We start from the raw sequence: 18,306 nt of genomic DNA on the forward strand, positions 1-18,306 counted from the left end.
AGGGTCGGCGCTCGCTCTTTCTGATGGCCTTAGAAGTTGACAGAGAGAAAGATTGCAGCTTCCGTCGCTTCAAAATCACTTTCGAACATGTCGAGATATCCGATTGAAGCCTCCAGAAACACCGTCTTGCTTGTGCGTCCTCTCACACCCAAACGGGTTGACCAAACAACATCATTGTCAGTGTTTGCAACTGTTCCACCCCCTAAGTTCTCGCGTTCAAACCAATAGGTCGCGCTGAGCGATGCATAAGGTGAAATGACAGAGCTGCCATTGAAGAACGGACGACTTACTTCGACCTCGGGCGTTAGGGCACTGTATTTTGCTTCTTGGATTTCACCAATAAACTCGGCTGGATTTCCCAGATACGTCCCGGTGAGATCGTAATCCTCGGCACTGTAATTATAGTAATCAAACGAGATCGACGGACGAATTAAGTAAGCTCCAGCCTCATATTGTCCGATTGCCTCGAGATTCGCGCGCCAACGGGTGCGATCAAAATCACCGCTCAGCTCCAGCACATCCACATCCGTGGAGAAGCGACCGATCGTGGCGAGACCGTTTAGAACCCACCTCTCAGACATCCGCCAGGCGAAATAGGGTCCGATCGCGAATCCCGAAGTATCCTGAGAAAACTGCCCCTGAAAGCCGTCCAGCTGAGTGTTTTCGTATTCAAGCTGCAAACCAAGCACGAGGTTTTCTTGGACAAGACGGTCGATCCCAATTTCGAAAAAGCTGTCGTTCACATCCAGTTCGCTGTTTCCACGGGTGTCTTCAATGTCTGTGTAGGTGAAATTGGTCCATACATTCCAAACAGATTCTGGCCCAAACTCGCGCCCCTCCGTCAGCGGAGGGCCGACAACCGGATCGCACAAGGCAGGGTCAAGCTTACCCGTCGCATCCGCCACGCAGGCTTGGTCATCGCCCGATGGTCGCCCACTTACGTAGAGCGGATTAACGGGTCGACCTGTCTCGCCTATGTTGCCAATTCCACCGCCCGACCCTCCGGAACCGCCACCAGAGCCACCACCGGATCCGCCACCGGATCCACCACCAGAGCCACCACCGGATCCGCCCGAGCCGCCGCCACCGCCGAAGCCACCCCCGGAACCGCCGCCTCCAAAGCCGCCCCCGCCTCCGAATCCGCCACCTGATCCACCCGAGCCGCCGCCACCGCCGAAGCCACCCCCGGAACCGCCGCCGGATCCACCCGAGCCGCCTCCGTTTCCTCCCCCGCCGCCACCATTGCCACCACCCCAACCCGGCAGCGTCCAATCTCTTTTTTGGTTTTGCGTATCGATCAGACAGTCGCGCCCATTTGGTGCCCCTCCGCGTTTGAACAGACGATGAACGCCCCCTGATCCATTAGATACGAAGGGAGACAAGCTTAGATGAACTCCAGGCCGAGATCGGCTCCAGGTATCAACGGTCGTGTTGCCCTGTGCAGCTTCCAGACGAAAAGCACCGCTTTCCGTCTGCGATAACCACAATGAGGATGAAGAGTCAGGTGTTCGCCCGATGTAAAGCAGGTCTCCGGCCGAGCTGCATTGTTGCGCATGACCTGCAGTTCCCAGGACCGCCAAAAAAAGTGCCGCAGGAACGAATTCTCTCAAACCGCGAGGGTACTTTCCTGAAAAGCTGTGCATGAACTGCTCCGAACCCAGTCAGATTTGAATATTGCCAAGGGTATCTCGGCGCAAATTCGCGGTTCAGGGAAGATATCCAATTATCTTTTTATTCGAATGTTGCCGGCAAACCTTAGAACGATCCATCGACAGATTAGCGTGACTAAGCAGACTGCCGGATCGCCCCGACCGTTTTCGCGTTTTTCCAATCGTATACGGCGCGACCAAATTCCTTGAACAATGGCCGCGAGACCGGGTCATTCGCCGCGTCCCATTCAGGGTGCCATTGGACCGAAAGGGTAAAGCCTGGGGCATCCTCGACATAGATCGCCTCAGGCGTGCCATCAGGCGCGTGGCCATCGATCACCACATTCTCGCCCAGCGTCTTGATCCCTTGTCCGTGTAACGTATTGGTCATAACTTCGGCCGCGCCCAGCAGGCGGTGGAACACACCACCTTCGGTTAGCGACACGACATGGCGCAGAGCAAACTTCTCCTCCAAAGTGCCGTCGGGTGGCATCCGGTGGTTCTGACGCCCCGGGAGGTCACGAATCTCAGGGTAGAGCGTACCACCCAAGGCGACGTTTACTTCTTGAAACCCGCGACAAATCCCAAAGAACGGCTGACCCCGCTCAGCACAAGCCCGGATTAAAGGCAGCGTGATTGCATCCCGCGCGCGGTCAAACTCACCATGCGCCTCGGTCGCGGGCTCGCCATATTCTTCGGGGTGAACGTTCGGACGGCCGCCGGTCAGCAGGAAGCCGTCGCAAACCTCGAGCAACTCATCAACCGCTACATAACGCGGGTCGGCGGGGATCAGTAGCGGCAGACAGTCAGACACGTTCGAGACCGCCTCGGAATTCATCGTTCCGCCCGCATGGGTCGGATACTGATCATTCATCAGATAAGAGTTGCCGATTATTCCAACGACGGGGCGCGCCATTCCAAGTCCCTTGTATCGCTCATTTCCTGCAAAACCTATCGGCAGGTTTGGCCGCGCGCAACGGCACAGACCCTGCATGGTAGCGCAAGCGCGTGTTCAGCGACGCACATCCCCGATGAAGTTCGGCGTAGGGGTCAGATCTCGCCCGTCAACCCAGCGGCTTCGATACCTGCCAACGCGGCCGCTGCGTCATTATCCGAAGTGTCGCCGGTTACACCCACGGCACCGATCACCGCGCCCTTGCGGTCACGCAGCAGCACACCGCCAGGAACCGGAACAACCTGACCGCCATAAACCCCGCTCACGGCCGCCATGAAATAGGCCTGCCCTTCGGCCCGCTGCATCTGCGCGGTCCCCGCCATACCCAGCATTACCGATCCGTAGGCCTTACCATGTGCGATAGCAAAACGCCCCGGCGCGGCACCGTCTTCGCGTTCGAACGCGATCACGTGGCCTCCGGCGTCCAGGACAACAACCGAGAGCGGTTTCAGCTCCATCTCGCGCCCTTTTTCCAGAGCTTTACGAATGATGGTCCGCGCTTTGCGCAATGAAATGTTCATGCCCGATCCTTTTCATCTGGCCAAAAATACCTTCGGGGGAGCACGAGGGGGCAGACAGCCCCCTCGTTCCTGCCCTTGCCCCTAGCTCAAACTTGCCTTCAGTTCCAGGCGACGGGCGTGCAGCACAGGCTCGGTATAACCCGAGGGCTGCACCCGCCCCCGGAACACCAGATCACAAGCCGCCTGAAACGCCACCCCGTCAAAACCCGGTGCCATGGGCCTGTAGGCCGGATCGCCTTCGTTCTGACGGTCCACTACCGCGGCCATTTTCTGCATCGCCGCCATCACCTGTTCCTGACTGACCACATCGTGGTGCAACCAGTTGGCCAGCGCCTGCGAAGAAATCCGGCAGGTCGCGCGGTCCTCCATCAGACCTATGTCGTTGATATCCGGAACTTTCGAACAGCCAACTCCCTGATCAATCCAGCGCACAACATAGCCCAAGATTCCTTGTGCGTTGTTTTCGATCTCACGGGTGATCTCACCAGCGCTGAGATTACGACCGCCAAGCAGAGGTATGGTCAGCAGATCATTCAACGTACCACGAGCCCCATCAGCAGCCAATTCATCCTGGCGCGCCAACACATCGATCTTGTGATAGTGGGTTGCATGAAGCGTTGCCGCAGTAGGTGACGGCACCCAGGCGCAGGTTGCACCGGATTGCGGGTGGCCGATCTTGGTCGCCAGCATGTCCGCCATCCGATCGGGCATGGCCCACATACCCTTGCCAATTTGCGCTCTGCCTTTCAGGCCGCAGACCAGTCCGATATCCACATTGCGATCCTCGTAAGACGCAATCCATGGCGTATCCTTGATATCGCCCTTCGGCAGCATCGGGCCTGCTTCCATAGAAGTATGAATCTCATCCCCCGTCCGATCCAGGAATCCGGTATTGATAAAGGCCACGCGCGATTTTGCGGCCCGGATGCATTCCTTGAGGTTGGCCGATGTGCGCCGCTCTTCATCCATAATGCCCAGCTTCACCGTATTGCGCGGCAGGCCCAGGATATCCTCGACCATGTCGAAAATCTCGACCGAAAACGCCACCTCCTCGGGCCCGTGCATCTTGGGTTTGACCACATAGACAGACCCCTTGACCGAGTTCCCGCCCTCGCGCTTCAGGTCATGCATGGCGATCAGCGTTGTGCAGAGCGCGTCCATCAAACCTTCACCAATCTCGCGCCCTTCGGCATCCAGCACTGCGGGGTTCGTCATTAGATGGCCCACATTTCGCACCAGCATCAGCGACCGACCTTTCAGAGTGGCTGGCGTGCCATTCGGAGCCATGTAGGCCAAATCCCCGGCAAGCTTGCGCGTGAAGGTTGTGCCGCCTTTCGTAACCTCTTCGGTCAGGTTGCCGGCCATCAAGCCAAGCCAGTTTCCATAGGCCAACACCTTGTCGGTCGCGTCGACACAAGCAACAGAATCCTCGCAATCCATGATGGTCGAAAGCGCGGATTCCAAACGGACATCAGAAATACCTGCAGGATCGGTGGCGCCAATTGTGCTATGCGCATCAATCCTGACTTGAATGTGCAACCCGTTGTTGCTTAGCAATACAAACTCCGGTGCTTCAGCTGCGCCAGCGTAGCCTGCGAACTGAGACGGGTCGGCGAGCTTCGGCATCAGCGCACCGTCCTTAACGCTTAACCCGGAGACCTCCGCCCAGGACCCTTCGGATAGCGGCACAGCCTCATCCAGGAACGCCTTCGCCCAGGCGATGACCCGCGCACCGCGCCCGGCGTCATAAGCCTTGCCTGTCGGCAGATCGCCTAACGCATCTGTTCCATAAAGCGCATCATATAAACTGCCCCAGCGCGCATTTGCGGCATTCAACGCAAAGCGCGCGTTGGTGATCGGCACAACCAATTGCGGTCCGGGGATTAGCGCGATTTCAGGGTCGACACTGGCTGTCTCGATCTCGAAATCGTCGCCTTCCTCTACCAGATACCCAATCTCACGCAGAAAAGACTGATATTCAGCCGCGTCAATAGGCAACCCCCGCCGCGCCGCGTGCCAGCCATCGATCCGGCCCTGAATGTCAGCCCGCTTGTCCAGCAGCGCCCGGTTTTTCGGCCCAAGTTCATTGGCCAAGCGCGCCAGACCCGCCCAGAAATCAATTGCCGAAACTTTCGTGCCCGGCAGCGCCTTCTGTTCGATGAAATCCACCAGAACCGGGTCAATCTGCAGCCCGTTGCGGGTCTCTCTGCTGCTCATATTCCGAATCCCCTACGATTGTGTGCCATTGTATGCGCTCCTCAATTAGGGCGTTCGTTTCCGATAGGCAACTTCTGTCCCGACATGAGGGGCATTTGACCCAGCGCGAACCGTCTCAAATGAACAGCGGCAATGGCACATCGGTTGCAGCGTCCGCGCGAAGCCCATAACGTCTCGCCAGATTCCCAGTCGATGAGGCCCCCGATGCGCGACGCCGCCCCCACAACGATTTATCTGAAAGACTACACTCCGTTCGGGTTTCTAGTGGACAGTGTGCATCTGACCTTCGATCTGGCCGCACACGCCACTCGCGTCACTTCCCGCATCGCCTTCCGCCCGAACCCCGAGGCGACCGACCGCACGTTTTTTCTGCATGGCGAAGAGCTAAAGCTGATCCGTGCCGCAATTGATGGCGACGTGATCGCGCCTGAGGTGACCACCGAAGGCCTCACCGCAACGGTTCCAGACGCGCCTTTCGTGTGGGAGGCCGTGGTCGAGATCGATCCCGGCAACAACACCGCGCTTGAGGGGCTGTATATGTCGAACGGCATGTATTGCACCCAATGCGAGGCCGAAGGGTTTCGCAAGATTACCTATTATCCCGACCGCCCCGATGTGATGAGTGTATTCACCGTACGCATTGTATCCGACACACCGGCGGTTATGCTGTCCAATGGCAACCCGGTCATTTCTGATTGGAACAGCGCGGAATGGCACGATCCTTGGCCAAAACCAGCCTATCTCTTTGCACTCGTTGCTGGAAATCTGGTGGCCACGTCAGACAACTTCACCACCAAATCCGGTCGCGACGTCGAACTAAATCTCTGGGTCCGCCCCGGCGATGAAGGCAAATGCGCCTTTGGCATGGAAGCCCTTAAAAAGTCAATGAAATGGGATGAGGACGTCTATGGCCGTGAATACGATCTGGACGTGTTCAACATTGTGGCCGTTGACGATTTCAACATGGGCGCGATGGAGAACAAGGGGCTGAACATCTTCAACTCCTCCGCCGTTCTAGCCAGCCCTGAAACCTCGACCGATATGAATTTCGAACGGATCGAGGCGATCATCGCACATGAGTATTTCCACAACTGGACCGGCAACCGCATCACCTGCCGCGACTGGTTCCAACTGTGTCTGAAGGAGGGGCTGACCGTGTTCCGCGATGCGCAGTTCACCTCGGATATGCGCTCGGCCCCTGTAAAACGTATCCACGATGCCATCGACCTGCGCGCGCGGCAATTCCCCGAAGATAACGGGCCACTCTCGCACCCGGTCCGCCCCGAAAGCTTTCAGGAAATCAACAACTTCTACACCTCAACCGTCTATGAAAAAGGCGCCGAGGTGATCGGGATGCTGAAACGGCTGGTCGGGGATGAGGCCTACAGCAAAGCACTGGACCTGTACTTCGATCGCCACGACGGGCAGGCCTGCACGATCGAAGATTGGCTGAAAGTATTCGAAGACACTACGGGCCGCGACCTGACCCAGTTCAAACGTTGGTACAGCCAATCCGGTACACCCCGTGTCTCAGTTGCCGACGATTGGACCGATGGCACCTATACCCTGACGCTGCGCCAACGGACCGAGCCGACGCCGGGGCAAGAAGACAAGCAACCTCAGGTCATCCCTATCGCTGTGGGTCTGCTTGGCCCGAACGGGGACGAGATACGTACGACCGAAGTGCTGGAACTGACCGAAGCCGAGCAGAGTTTTACCTTTACCGGTCTCGCGGCCAAACCTGTGCCCTCGATCCTGCGCGATTTCTCGGCCCCTGTGATCCTTGAACATGAGATCAGCAATGCCGAACGCGCCTTCCTTCTGGCTCATGACACCGACCCGTTCAACCGCTGGCAGGCAGGGCGGTCGCTAGCCGAGGACACCCTGCTGCGCATGATCACCGATGAGGCAACGCCTGATACCGACTACCTTGACGGCTTGCTGGCAGTGCTACGGAATGAGGCGCTGGACCCGGCCTACAGGGCACTGATGCTGGGTCTGCCGACGCAATCGGAACTGGCCGCAACACTATTTGACAAGGGCATCACCCCCGACCCGATGGCGATCTGGCGAGCGGTGGAGACTTTGCGTCAAGCCACGGCGCAACACGTTCAAGACCTGCTCCCCCGTCTGAACAGTGAAACTCTGGTGGACGCGCCTTATCAGCCGGACGCTGAACAATCAGGCAAACGCGCCTTGGGCAGCGCGGCGCTTGCGCTGACCTCGAGACTGGATGGAGGTGCCAAGGCCGCAGAGCAATATGCAGGTGCTGACAACATGACCCTGCAGTTGGCCGCGTTGTCTTGTCTGCTCCGCGCGGGCAAAGGCGAACGTGAGCTGGCCGCCTTCTATGATCAATGGCAGCATGACCGGCTGGTCATGGACAAGTGGTTCGCCATGCAGGTCTTGATGACCGGACCGGAAAAATCGGTTGAGACCGCGCACAGGTTGACCGAGCATGCTGATTTTAATTGGAAAAACCCAAATCGTTTCCGCGCCTTAATGGGATCCCTGGCAGGCAACCACGCAGGCTTCCACCAAGCGAACGGAGCAGGTTACGCGCTGCTGGCAGACTGGTTGATCCGACTTGATCCAGTAAACCCGCAGACCACCGCCAGGATGTGCAGCGTGTTCCAAACTTGGAAACGCTATGACGCCGACCGTCAGGCCTTAATACTTGCACAACTGAATCGCATTGCCGACACGCCGAACCTGTCCCGGGACACGACCGAAATGGTCACGCGCATCTTGGGCGCATGACCGCGTTTACGTTCACTCGACAGAACCGAAATCAGCGAACGGTTCTGATCCTGATCGGCGTTTACGCGATGTTGATCGCTTTGATGATCCTGCTGAACGCGGTCTGGTGGCTGATGGCGCTTCTGGCCCTGACTACCCTGCCCGCGCTGTGGGATGTCATCAAGGACACCAGCGCAGGTATGGAGCTGACCGATGAAACCCTGCGTTGGCACACCGGCCAACGTCAGGGACAACTCAAGCTGTCCGAGGTGGATCGATTCCGGTTTGACACGCGGTGGGATTTCTCGGTGCGCGTCTCAGCGGTTCTGAAATCCGACAAACGCGTGCGTTTACCCGATGAATCACTGCCACCACACAAGCAATTCGAAATGGTCCTGAATCAGGCGGGATTCGCGGTCGAACGACATCATTTTAGAGTTTTCTGAAACGATTCATGGAGTCTGGGCCACATTGGCACCTGAATCACGGGTTCTCCGCGACGCAGTCTTGATTTGAGCAGTTTTTTTGGCAAACTGGACGGGTTACAAGTTTGTTCCAGTTCGAGTTGTGCCATGTTTTGGTCTTTGAAGGCTTTTGCCGCCCGTATTGTCGGTTCTTCTGATCCCACCCCTACACCTCTGCCTGCGTCCGTCGCCGATGCTACTGCATGGCTTGTTGCCTCGGGGCAGTTGAACATCCCAATCGCAGAATCAGATGAAAATGATGCGATCGGGCATCAGGTGATCGAACGTGGCCGCCATCTGGCGCGGCAGGATATGTGGGCAGAACTGTCGCTGGAGATGCGCACTGCAGATGAGGGGCGCAAGGCTACCCCTTGCGGGCAACCGATCTCCGAGCTGTTGGCATTTGGGGCCCGGTCCGATGTGGTTTTGGCGGCCGAGCACGCGCTGTCGGACGGCAAAGCACTGTCAGACTATGATCTGCTGGGCGGGATCTCGGAATTGGAAGGCGAGTTTCAGAACCATCCCGATGATCCGATGATCACGCTTGTGGTTGCCTTGGCCCATATCGATTTGGCGTGGGCCTGGCGCGGGACGGCGCACCCGGACACGCTGCCGGCGCTGCACCAATCCCGTTGTGCCGCGCATTTCGACCGGGCTGCTGCGCTGCTTCCGAAATGCCGCGCTGCGCTGCCCGACAGTCCGGCGATTGCTGCAGCGGATTGCGCTTTGCTGGCAGGACACATTGATCCGCGCACCCGCGTTGCTGATAAATACGAGGCCCTGATCACGCTGGATCCCCGGAACCATCGCCACATGCGTGCGATGGGCAGCCACCTGCTGCCGCGCTGGTTCGGCAGCTATGAACAGCTTGAGGTGCAAGCCTTGCGAAACGCCGCACGGACCCAGAAAAATTGGGGTGCGGGTGGGTATACCTGGGTGCAATTCGACGCCATCGCGCTGGATGACGAGGCCTGCGCGCGGGTAGATGTCGAGTACTTCCTTGAAGGTTTGCGCGATATCGTTGCACGTCGTCCGGATCAGCAGACAATCAACCTGCTGGCGGCCTATTGCTCGGTCACATTGCAGAACAGAATGGGCCAGAACCCGCGCGCCGATATCGCCCGCAAACAGATTTGCGAGGCCGCAAACTGGCTGATCCGCGATCACATGACCGAACTGCATCCGCTGATCTGGGCCCACGCGGCGAACGGGTTCAATAACAGCCTTCGCGTCAACTCGGCCGAGCGTTTTGCCGCCCGTGGTCGCCGCGATGCGCTGAAGGCAATCGCCAATCTGTTGCGGGATGAGTTGCGCAGTGGGCAGAGTGTGACCTTTACACCGTCGGGGCTGCAGTTCTCGGGGAACTAAAGCGCCATTGCCCCTTGCCCCTTTGGCGCGCCGGGCCTAATACGCAGGCTTAGACTTCTGCGGAAATGAGGCGCGCCATGCTCGACCTGACATACGAAATGCCCAAACCCAAAACCATTGCCGGGGCCAAGCACGATTGGGAACTGGTGATCGGGATGGAGGTGCACGCTCAGGTCTCGTCCAACGCCAAACTATTCTCGGGCGCGTCGACCCAATTCGGGGCCGAGCCGAATTCGAACGTGGCGTTTGTGGACGCCGCAATGCCGGGGATGCTGCCGGTGATCAACGAGTATTGCGTTGAACAGGCCGTGCGCACCGGGCTGGGTCTGAAAGCGGATATCAACTTGAAATCGGCCTTTGACCGCAAGAACTACTTCTATCCCGACCTGCCGCAAGGATACCAGATTTCCCAGCTTTATCAGCCTATTGTAGGTGAAGGAGAAGTTCTGGTCGAGATGGGCGACGGTACCGCGCGCATGGTCCGCATCGAACGCATCCACATGGAGCAAGACGCGGGCAAATCGATCCACGACATGGACCCGCATATGTCCTTTGTCGACCTGAACCGGACCGGTGTGTGCCTGATGGAGATCGTTTCGCGCCCCGATATTCGCGGGCCGGAAGAGGCCGCGGCATATATCGCCAAGCTGCGTCAGATCATGCGTTACTTAGGCACCTGCGACGGCAACATGCAAAACGGCAACCTGCGGGCGGACGTAAACGTTTCGATCTGTCTGCCGGGTGCTTACGAGAAGTATCAGGAAACACAGGACTTTTCGCATCTGGGCACGCGCTGCGAGATCAAGAACATGAACTCAATGCGCTTTATCCAGCAAGCGATCGAGGTCGAAGCCCGCCGTCAGATTGCCATCGTCGAAGGCGGCGGTACCATCGATCAGGAAACCCGTCTGTACGACCCGGACAAGGGCGAGACACGCTCGATGCGGTCCAAGGAAGAGGCGCATGATTATCGCTACTTCCCCGACCCCGATCTGCTGCCGCTGGAGATCGAACAGGCATGGGTGGATGACATCGCCGCCAATCTGCCCGAGCTGCCAGACGATAAAAAAGCTCGTTTTATCAGTGCGTTCGGCCTGACCGACTATGACGCATCGGTGCTGACCGCCGAGGTGGAATCAGCGGCTTATTTCGAAGAGGTCGCCAAGGGGCGCAGCGGCAAGCTGGCCGCGAACTGGGTCATCAACGAACTGTTTGGACGCCTAAAAAAAGAAGACCACGACATCACCGAGTCTCCGGTGTCTCCGGCTCAGTTGGCGGGTATCATTGATCTGATTTCGTCGGATGCCATCTCGGGCAAGATCGCCAAGGATCTGTTCGAAATCGTCTATACCGAAGGCGGTGACCCGGCGCAGATCGTTGAAGACCGCGGCATGAAACAGGTGACAGATACCGGCGCGATCGAGGCCGCTTTGGACGAGATCATCTCGGCCAATCCGGCGCAGGTTGAGAAGGCCAAGGTGAACCCGAAATTGGCCGGATGGTTCGTCGGTCAGGTGATGAAGGCCACCGGCGGCAAGGCCAACCCGAAGGCCGTTAACGAACTGGTCAGCAAAAAGCTGGGTTCGTAAACCTTCCGAGTTGTACAAACCCCGGACAGGGGTTTGTTCGATTTGTACATAACGAAAACTTAATTTCAGAGCGCTCAAATCGGGCAAGCCATCGGCTTGACTCCCTGCCCGAATGCGCATTCTCATCTCGCCAAGTCAGAGAGGTGAGCATCAATGAAAAATCGTTTCGATCAGGAACTGGAAACCCGGCTGGTGCGCTATGCCGCCATCGACAGCCAGAGCGATGAGACCTCGCCATCGACCCCCAGCACCGAAATCCAGTTCGACATGCTGAACCTGCTGAAGCAAGAGCTTACCGAAATCGGTGCGCAGGATGTTGAGATGACTGGTGACAGCGTCGTGGTGGCAACCATCCCCGGTACGGCCGAAGGACCGACCATCGGGTTTCTGGCGCATGTCGACACCGCGCCTCAGTTCAATGCAACCGGCGTGAAGCCTCGGGTGATCAAAGGGTATAATGGCGGCGAGATTACTTTCCCTGATGATCCCGAGCTAGTGCTGTCGCCTGAAGAGCACCCTTATCTGGCCGAAAAGATCGGGCATGATTTGATCACTGCGTCGGGAACAACTCTGCTGGGGGCCGATGACAAAGCGGGCGTTTCGATCCTGATGACGATGGCGCGACACCTGCTTGAGAACAAGGACGTGCCGCACGGTCCGATTCGCATCGCCTTTACCCCGGATGAAGAGATCGGGCGCGGTGTTACCGAACAGCTGCCCAAAGATCTGGGCGCGGATTTCGCCTATACGCTGGACGGGCAGGAACTGGGTGAAATCGAATACGAAAGCTTCTCGGCCGATCGGGCGGTGATCAAGATCACCGGCGTGTCGATCCACCCCGGTTTGGCCAAGGACAAAATGGTAAACGCCGCGCATCTGGCGGCGAAGATCGTGCAGACCCTGCCGCAGGCGACGATGACGCCCGAAGTCACGGACGGGCGTCAGGGGTTCATCCATGTCACCGATATGAATGGCGGCTCGTCCGAGATGGAAATCAAGCTGATCCTGCGCGATTTCGAAATGGATGCGCTGGAAGCCCAGCGCGAGATCGTCCGACAAGTCTGCGCCGCCGTACAGGCCACCGAGCCGCGTGCGACCATCACCTGCGACATCTCCCATCAGTATCGCAACATGCGCTATTGGCTAGAAAAGGACATGACGCCGGTTGATCTGGCCCGCGAGGGCTGCCGTGAACAAGGGATCGAGCCGGTCTCGGTGCCGATCCGAGGTGGCACCGACGGCTCGCGCCTGACCGAATTTGGCACACCAACACCTAATATCTTCACAGGCATGCAATGCATACACGGCCCGTTGGAATGGATTTCGGTTCAGGACATGGCGGTCGCAACCGAAACGTGCCTGTCGCTGGTCAGCAAGGCAGCGCGAGGCTAAAGCAACAGTGCGGGCTGAATTTCGCCAATGCGTGATCTTGGCTTTCGCCCGCCTGTCAAAATGTTAATTTGCCCCGACATGGCAATCAGGACCAGTTGATGCAGCGCTACGAATACAAAGTTGTCCCCGCTCCGCAAAAGGGCACCAAGGCGAAGGGCGTGAAAACGCCCGAGGGCCGGTTTGCCACCTCGATCGAGCAACTGCTGAACCAGATGGGACAGGATGGCTGGGAGTATCAGCGCGCCGAGTTGCTGCCCAGCGAAGAACGTTCGGGTCTGACCGGGTCAACCACCAACTGGCGCAACGTGTTGGTTTTCCGCCGGGCTCTGGCGTTGGAAAAACCTGAGCAGTCCGAACCCGTCGAAGAGGACACCGCCCCAACCGCGCGCGCAGTCCCGGGACCCGAAGAGGTTTTGGCCAAAACTCCTGCCGCCCCTGCCCCAATCTCGGAAGAGCCCGAAGACCCGCCCTTGTCTTTGAAACCTTCGGACGAAGTGGCGGATGACGAAGTGCGCCCCGAGCAAGCACGCCCAGCCGAGCCGTGATTGGATAACAATCAATCGAATGATACCGCGTGAAGGGGCAAGGCCCTTATTCCCTGCCCCATAACGGTTATGCTTTGTCAGTTCCGACCCGCGAACCCCATCGGCGAGAAACGACGCAGCAAGGGGATTGCTGCTGAGCCAGTTGACCTTGAATTTGGCACATCCAGGAAGCTAGGCGCGCAACCGCCAGACAGGGCAACTGCATGACCTGCGAAACCAATATTTGCGGAGCCAAAAACGAGCGTGGGGTAAGAGGGTTTATTGCAAGGTTGTCAATTGCAAGCTGATTGCCCTGCATACATCCCAGCGCCTGCACCTGCTGCAGTCGCGAGTGTCTTGCCTGTTCCGCCTCCGAACCGATTTCCAACCACTCCCCCAAGGGTAGCGCCACCAAGGATTCCCGCAGCGCAGCGAGCGTCTTGCTGTACCTGCGCCTGAGTTGGCGTCGTCGGAGCCCCGCAAGCAGCCAAGAGCAGTGAGGTCGCAAGCGCACAGGTTGTCAGTGCTTTGTTCATCTCGATTGCCTCTCAAATACCAAATAGTTATCTGAGTAAGTGGCTCTGGCGCGTCTAGCGTACAAGAGATCAGCGTCTGTTTGATTCGAGATTAATCAAAACTTAATAAAGAAGACTAAGGGTCGAGCGCTTAATACGATATTTGCTGGTTTCCGATGGTTGCGGGTGCCGGGTTCCTGGTAAACCCCGACATTGGACGGCCGCGTTTTTATTGTAGAAAACGGGCGATGAGCGCGGAGCATCACAGTAAGATTTGACGCACAATAAAGCGCGACTACTGAATCTTCTGTTCCCCTATATTTGCCCCCAAGACCACATAGGTCGCGAGCCAGATCGAGCAAATATACATAGATATCTGAAGAGATGGTGCCCCCACACGGACTCGAACCGCGGACCTACTGATTACAAATCAGTTGCTCTACCAGCTGAGCTATAGGGGCACTGGGTGTCGATTAATATCTCGGAACAGGGACTGCAAGCCCGAAATTTCGGGTCATCTTAACTTTGTGCTGGTTTGCCTTAGGATAACAGTAATATCAGGCCTCATCCGAATTTGACTGCACCGGGGACAGGTTGTAACCCAGGCGTCGATCCCGACCGAGGTAAGGACAATTCCGATATGCAGATGGTCATCCAAGCCGGAGCGCACTTTACCGACCATGATCACCTGCTCAATCTACTGCAGGCGAATGCGGATCTGGTTGCGGGAAATCATACCGCCTTCTGGGGGCTTCGTCCGTTCAGAAAGATCTTTCGACCTGCGCTGAAACCCTCTGCCGACCGGCCATCACATCAGGATACACTGGCGCGATTTCATAAACTGTTCCCCAACGGGCAACAGGTGGATCGGGCGATCCTGTCGAGCGCGCTGTATCTGGGAGAGCGGGCTTCGATCATCATGGACGGGCAGTTCTACGCCAATGCCGGGCAGCGGATGGCTTATCTGGAACAACTGTTCAGCGACTCGACGGTGGAACTGCTCGTAGGTCTGCGCAACCCCGGCAGCTTTATTCCAAAGGTGCTGATGTTGCTATCGGCACCGGAACGCGCGCATATTCTGTCGACCACCGACCTGAGCTGCCTGAGTTGGCTTGCGATGATCGAAGACATTCGCGATCTAGCACCAGATGTCAAAATCACCTTGTGGAGCAATGAGGATTCGCCGCTGATCTGCGGCGACATCGCGCGCGCGCTAGTGGGGCTACCCGAGGACACGCCGCTGGAACAGGAATACGCGCTGCTGTCCTCACTTGTCTCAGACATGGGCAAACAGGAGATTCAGAGCTTGTTAGAGCATCAAGCGGCCCCCAATGATCCCGTGCTCAGGGGCAGGCTGGCGCAGGTGTTTCAGCAGCATGCGCTGACGGATGAAATCGAAGAAGAGGTGGAGCTGCCTGGCTGGAACGAAGATATCGTTACCGCCTTTACCGAGCTTTATGAGCAGGATCTGGCACGGCTGCAGACCATGCCAGATATACGTTTTCTGAACCCGTAAGCGGCTGGCGCTACATGCCCAGCGCTTCCTTGTACATTTCCAGTACCGCCTCTTCCTCGGCGATGTCGTCCTTGTCGCGCTTGCGAAGAGCGACGACCTTGCGCATGACCTTGGTGTCGTAGCCGCGGGCCTTGGCCTCGGCCATGACCTCTTTCTGCTGGTCGGCGATATCTTTCTTTTCGGCCTCAAGACGCTCGAACCGTTCGACGAACTGGCGCAGCTCGCCTGCGGTCACTCGGTAGTTGGCTGCGGCCTGATCTTCGGTGGTGTCTTCCATCTGCGTCTCTCCCAAGGGCTGAAAATAAGGTGCCGGATACATCGGCACCGACCCGACCGCAAGCGTGCATTCTGCACGGCGGGCTTGTCTGACCTGCGCCGATCCGATAAGCGCGGTCACGGATTCAAAGGGTGAGCGTAAACAACCATGTTCGACATTATCGTCTGGGGCGGGGCCGCCCTGTCTGTGGCCGGGCTGGTCGGTCTGGTCTGGTGCATCCTGCAAGTGATGAAAGCGCGCAAAGCCAACCTGACGGATGACGAGTTGCGCGCTGCAGTTCAGGGGGTTCTGCCTTGGAATCTGGCGTCGCTTTTCCTGTCGGTACTTGGGCTGATGATGGTTATCCTGGGCATTTCGCTGGGATAACCAGATCGATCAGATCGGCAGATTGTCGAACCGCGCTTCAAGCACGTCTTCGCATAGCGCAGCATCCAGCCGACGCAAGCGCGATGGGATATGAACCCCCTGCGCGCGCATTTTATCCAGAACCATGCTGACATGTGGCTGAAGCTCTAGCCGGGTCTCAAGACACGCACCATTCAGCTTTTGTTCAAGCCGTTCCGCTTCGGTAAAAAGATCCTGAGCAGTCATTTCCTTCCTCCCATATGGTGCCAATGTGCCTGATATAGGTAACGAGTTTAAGACGAGCACGAGACCGGAACAAAACATCGCGAATTCTTGCCTAGTCAGGCAAAAAACCGTCAATATGTCCATGGTCGCCTAAAGCATACGCTCAAATTGCGGAGATTGCTTTGACAGACATCAACTCGTGATTAGGGGCTTTAAACATATTCCACTATTGTTATATGTATGCAAGCTGAACGGAGGAACCCATGACGCCAAGTGTGAAAGCTTTTTTCGACCCGCAGACCTTCACCGTCTCTTACGTTGTGCAGGAACCTCAGGGGCAGGCCTGCGCCATCATCGACAGTGTATTGGATTTCGATCACGCCTCGGGGCGGACCGACACCAGCTCGGCCGACCAGATTGTCGACTATGTGACGGCACAGGGACTGAAGGTGGAATGGATTCTGGAAAGCCATGTCCATGCCGACCACCTGTCAGCAGCCCCTTACCTACAGGAAAAGCTGGGTGGTCAGATCGGGATTGGCGAGAATATCGTGGTCGTTCAGGACACGTTCGGCAAGGTCTTCAACGAAGGCACCGAGTTTCAGCGTGATGGCAGCCAGTTCGATGCACTGTTTGCCGAAGGGTCCAGCTTTCACATCGGCCAGATGCGCGGGGACGTTTTGCACACGCCAGGCCATACGCCAGCCTGCATGACCTATGTGATCGGCGATGCGGCCTTTGTGGGCGATACGCTGTTCATGCCAGATTTCGGAACTGCCCGATGCGATTTTCCCGGCGGGTCATCGGCGGACCTGTATGCCTCGATCCAGAAAATCCTGTCTCTGCCTGACGAGACGCGGATTTTTGTAGGCCATGATTACAAAGCGCCTGGTCGCGATGAATACGCGTGGGAGACCACGGTTGGCGAACAGAAGGCGCTGAACGTTCATATCGGTCAGGGCCGCAGCGTCGAAGAATTTGTCGAGATGCGCGATGCGCGGGATGCGACCCTGGCGATGCCGCGCCTTATTTTGCCCTCGCTGCAGGTCAATATGCGGGCCGGTCAGATGCCACCAGCGGATGAGCAGGGCGACGTTTTCATGAAAATCCCAGTCAATAAGCTTTGATACGAGGGCAGACGAGACAATGAATATCGAATGGATTTCGGGTCTGGCTGGTGGTCTGCTGATCGGGCTGGGTGCCAGCGTTTATCTGCTGTGTAATGGGCGGATCATGGGGGCGAGCGGCATATTGGGCGGACTGCTGGAACGCAGCGACCGGAGCGTATTAACGGAACGCCTGGCTTTCGTCGCTGGCTTGGTCGGGATGCCCTTATTGCTGCGCCCATTGATTGCGCCGCAGGCCGAGACCCATTTGACCCCGGATCTGGCGATCGTGATCCTTGCTGGGCTGCTGGTGGGGGCTGGAACACGGATCGCCAATGGCTGCACGTCGGGTCACGGCGTTTGTGGGATTTCTCGCTTCTCGTTGCGCGGGATCGTCGCAACGGTGTTCTACATTCTTGCAGGTGGTCTGACGGTTGCGCTGTTTCGCCATGCTTTGGGGGTGATCTAATGCGCTCAGTGTTTGCTTTTCTCGCCGGATCGCTGTTCGGCATCGGGCTTTTGATCTCAGGCATGACCGACACCACCAAAGTGCAGGGGTGGCTGGATGTGTTCGGCAATTGGGACCCGACGCTCGCCTTTGTCATGGGCGGGGCGATCCTGCCGATGCTGGTGGCGTGGCGATTGACACGGAACAGGATCCCTGTAGTGGGCGGACAGTTCCCCGCCCCGCCCCGTGTTGAACTGGATCGCCGTCTGATCGTCGGGTCGGTCCTGTTCGGCGTCGGTTGGGGATTGGCGGGTTTGTGCCCGGGCCCGGCGATGGCCTCGCTTGGATATGGAGGCGTTGGCGGGATTGTGTTCCTGATTGCGATGATCGCGGGCATGTTTGCGGCACCAAAGCTGGGTGCGCAACTGGACAGGATCGCCGACGCAGCCTAAGCAA

The 18,306-nt window shown here is 57.7% G+C and carries 18 protein-coding genes and 1 tRNA gene; 11 read left to right on the top strand and 8 right to left on the bottom strand.

What is annotated here, in order from left to right; genetic code table 11:
• Positions 1 to 29: 29 nt before the first annotated feature.
• From ACR0KC_RS06280 to ACR0KC_RS06295, 4 genes are all read right to left on the bottom strand, one after another.
• Positions 30 to 1,382, bottom strand: coding sequence for an autotransporter outer membrane beta-barrel domain-containing protein (locus ACR0KC_RS06280; protein WP_480763591.1), 1,353 nt, complete (start codon positions 1,380 to 1,382; stop codon positions 30 to 32).
• Between the two features lie 403 nt (positions 1,383 to 1,785).
• The gene (locus ACR0KC_RS06285; RefSeq protein ID WP_170397133.1) at positions 1,786 to 2,565 is read right to left on the bottom strand and encodes a gamma-glutamyl-gamma-aminobutyrate hydrolase family protein; all 780 of its coding nucleotides are present in this window, start codon (positions 2,563 to 2,565) and stop codon (positions 1,786 to 1,788) included.
• Positions 2,566 to 2,699: 134 nt separating this feature from the next.
• The gene (locus ACR0KC_RS06290; protein WP_480771614.1) at positions 2,700 to 3,125 is read right to left on the bottom strand and encodes a GlcG/HbpS family heme-binding protein; all 426 of its coding nucleotides are present in this window, start codon (positions 3,123 to 3,125) and stop codon (positions 2,700 to 2,702) included.
• 81 nt (positions 3,126 to 3,206) lie between these two features.
• Entirely contained in the window at positions 3,207 to 5,342 is a 2,136-nt protein-coding gene (locus tag ACR0KC_RS06295; RefSeq protein ID WP_480705480.1) for a malate synthase G, read from the bottom strand.
• Between the two features lie 204 nt (positions 5,343 to 5,546).
• Here ACR0KC_RS06295 and pepN point away from each other — a divergent pair, with 204 nt between their 5' ends.
• The 6 genes from pepN (at position 5,547) to ACR0KC_RS06325 (ending at position 13,439) form a co-directional block, all read left to right on the top strand.
• On the top strand, positions 5,547 to 8,102 hold the full coding sequence (gene pepN / locus ACR0KC_RS06300) for an aminopeptidase N (RefSeq protein ID WP_480705482.1): 2,556 nt from the start codon (positions 5,547 to 5,549) through the stop codon (positions 8,100 to 8,102).
• Positions 8,099 to 8,527: a hypothetical protein gene (locus ACR0KC_RS06305; RefSeq protein WP_170397141.1), complete on the top strand. Its 429-nt coding sequence runs from the start codon at positions 8,099 to 8,101 to the stop codon at positions 8,525 to 8,527. The genes pepN and ACR0KC_RS06305 overlap by 4 nt, the downstream gene beginning before the upstream one ends.
• Positions 8,528 to 8,653: 126 nt before the next feature.
• Complete coding sequence (locus ACR0KC_RS06310; RefSeq protein WP_480570777.1) at positions 8,654 to 9,913, top strand: hypothetical protein; 1,260 nt, start codon at positions 8,654 to 8,656, stop codon at positions 9,911 to 9,913.
• 77 nt (positions 9,914 to 9,990) lie between these two features.
• Positions 9,991 to 11,502, top strand: a complete 1,512-nt coding sequence (gatB, locus tag ACR0KC_RS06315; protein ID WP_170612191.1) for an Asp-tRNA(Asn)/Glu-tRNA(Gln) amidotransferase subunit GatB — start codon at positions 9,991 to 9,993, stop codon at positions 11,500 to 11,502.
• A gap of 153 nt (positions 11,503 to 11,655) precedes the next feature.
• Positions 11,656 to 12,894: a peptidase T gene (gene pepT / locus ACR0KC_RS06320; RefSeq protein ID WP_480771615.1), complete on the top strand. Its 1,239-nt coding sequence runs from the start codon at positions 11,656 to 11,658 to the stop codon at positions 12,892 to 12,894.
• A 98-nt stretch (positions 12,895 to 12,992) separates the two neighbouring features.
• Positions 12,993 to 13,439: a DUF4177 domain-containing protein gene (locus tag ACR0KC_RS06325; RefSeq protein ID WP_170424178.1), complete on the top strand. Its 447-nt coding sequence runs from the start codon at positions 12,993 to 12,995 to the stop codon at positions 13,437 to 13,439.
• A gap of 272 nt (positions 13,440 to 13,711) precedes the next feature.
• Here the strand turns inward: ACR0KC_RS06325 and ACR0KC_RS06330 are convergent, their stop codons facing one another.
• Both ACR0KC_RS06330 and ACR0KC_RS06335 read right to left on the bottom strand, forming a co-directional pair.
• The gene (locus ACR0KC_RS06330; protein ID WP_480771616.1) at positions 13,712 to 13,954 is read right to left on the bottom strand and encodes a glycine zipper 2TM domain-containing protein; all 243 of its coding nucleotides are present in this window, start codon (positions 13,952 to 13,954) and stop codon (positions 13,712 to 13,714) included.
• 364 nt (positions 13,955 to 14,318) lie between these two features.
• Positions 14,319 to 14,394: transfer RNA gene (locus ACR0KC_RS06335), tRNA-Thr, on the bottom strand.
• Between the two features lie 179 nt (positions 14,395 to 14,573).
• Here ACR0KC_RS06335 and ACR0KC_RS06340 point away from each other — a divergent pair.
• Positions 14,574 to 15,449, top strand: a complete 876-nt coding sequence (locus ACR0KC_RS06340; protein WP_480758594.1) for a hypothetical protein — start codon at positions 14,574 to 14,576, stop codon at positions 15,447 to 15,449.
• A gap of 10 nt (positions 15,450 to 15,459) precedes the next feature.
• On the opposite strand, the gene ACR0KC_RS06345 is transcribed toward ACR0KC_RS06340, so the two are convergent.
• Entirely contained in the window at positions 15,460 to 15,726 is a 267-nt protein-coding gene (locus ACR0KC_RS06345; protein ID WP_480771617.1) for a DUF2312 domain-containing protein, read from the bottom strand.
• A gap of 147 nt (positions 15,727 to 15,873) precedes the next feature.
• Between ACR0KC_RS06345 and ACR0KC_RS06350 the strand changes: the two genes are divergently transcribed.
• Positions 15,874 to 16,092 (top strand): hypothetical protein, encoded by a 219-nt coding sequence (locus tag ACR0KC_RS06350; protein WP_170397154.1) that lies wholly within the window; start codon positions 15,874 to 15,876, stop codon positions 16,090 to 16,092.
• A gap of 9 nt (positions 16,093 to 16,101) precedes the next feature.
• On the opposite strand, the gene ACR0KC_RS06355 is transcribed toward ACR0KC_RS06350, so the two are convergent.
• The gene (locus tag ACR0KC_RS06355) at positions 16,102 to 16,317 is read right to left on the bottom strand and encodes a hypothetical protein (protein WP_480705490.1); all 216 of its coding nucleotides are present in this window, start codon (positions 16,315 to 16,317) and stop codon (positions 16,102 to 16,104) included.
• A 242-nt stretch (positions 16,318 to 16,559) separates the two neighbouring features.
• Between ACR0KC_RS06355 and ACR0KC_RS06360 the strand changes: the two genes are divergently transcribed.
• Genes ACR0KC_RS06360 through ACR0KC_RS06370 form a run of 3 tightly spaced genes read left to right on the top strand, consistent with a single transcriptional unit; the run spans position 16,560 to position 18,302 of the window.
• Positions 16,560 to 17,423: an MBL fold metallo-hydrolase gene (locus ACR0KC_RS06360; RefSeq protein ID WP_170397158.1), complete on the top strand. Its 864-nt coding sequence runs from the start codon at positions 16,560 to 16,562 to the stop codon at positions 17,421 to 17,423.
• 19 nt (positions 17,424 to 17,442) lie between these two features.
• A complete protein-coding gene (locus ACR0KC_RS06365) occupies positions 17,443 to 17,871 on the top strand; it encodes a YeeE/YedE family protein (protein WP_223117717.1) in 429 nt (142 codons plus the stop codon).
• Positions 17,871 to 18,302, top strand: a complete 432-nt coding sequence (locus ACR0KC_RS06370; protein WP_480437537.1) for a DUF6691 family protein — start codon at positions 17,871 to 17,873, stop codon at positions 18,300 to 18,302. Before ACR0KC_RS06365 ends, ACR0KC_RS06370 begins: the two co-directional genes overlap by 1 nt.
• Positions 18,303 to 18,306: the final 4 nt, after the last annotated feature.

The organism is Ruegeria sp. CF3, from assembly GCF_056537365.1.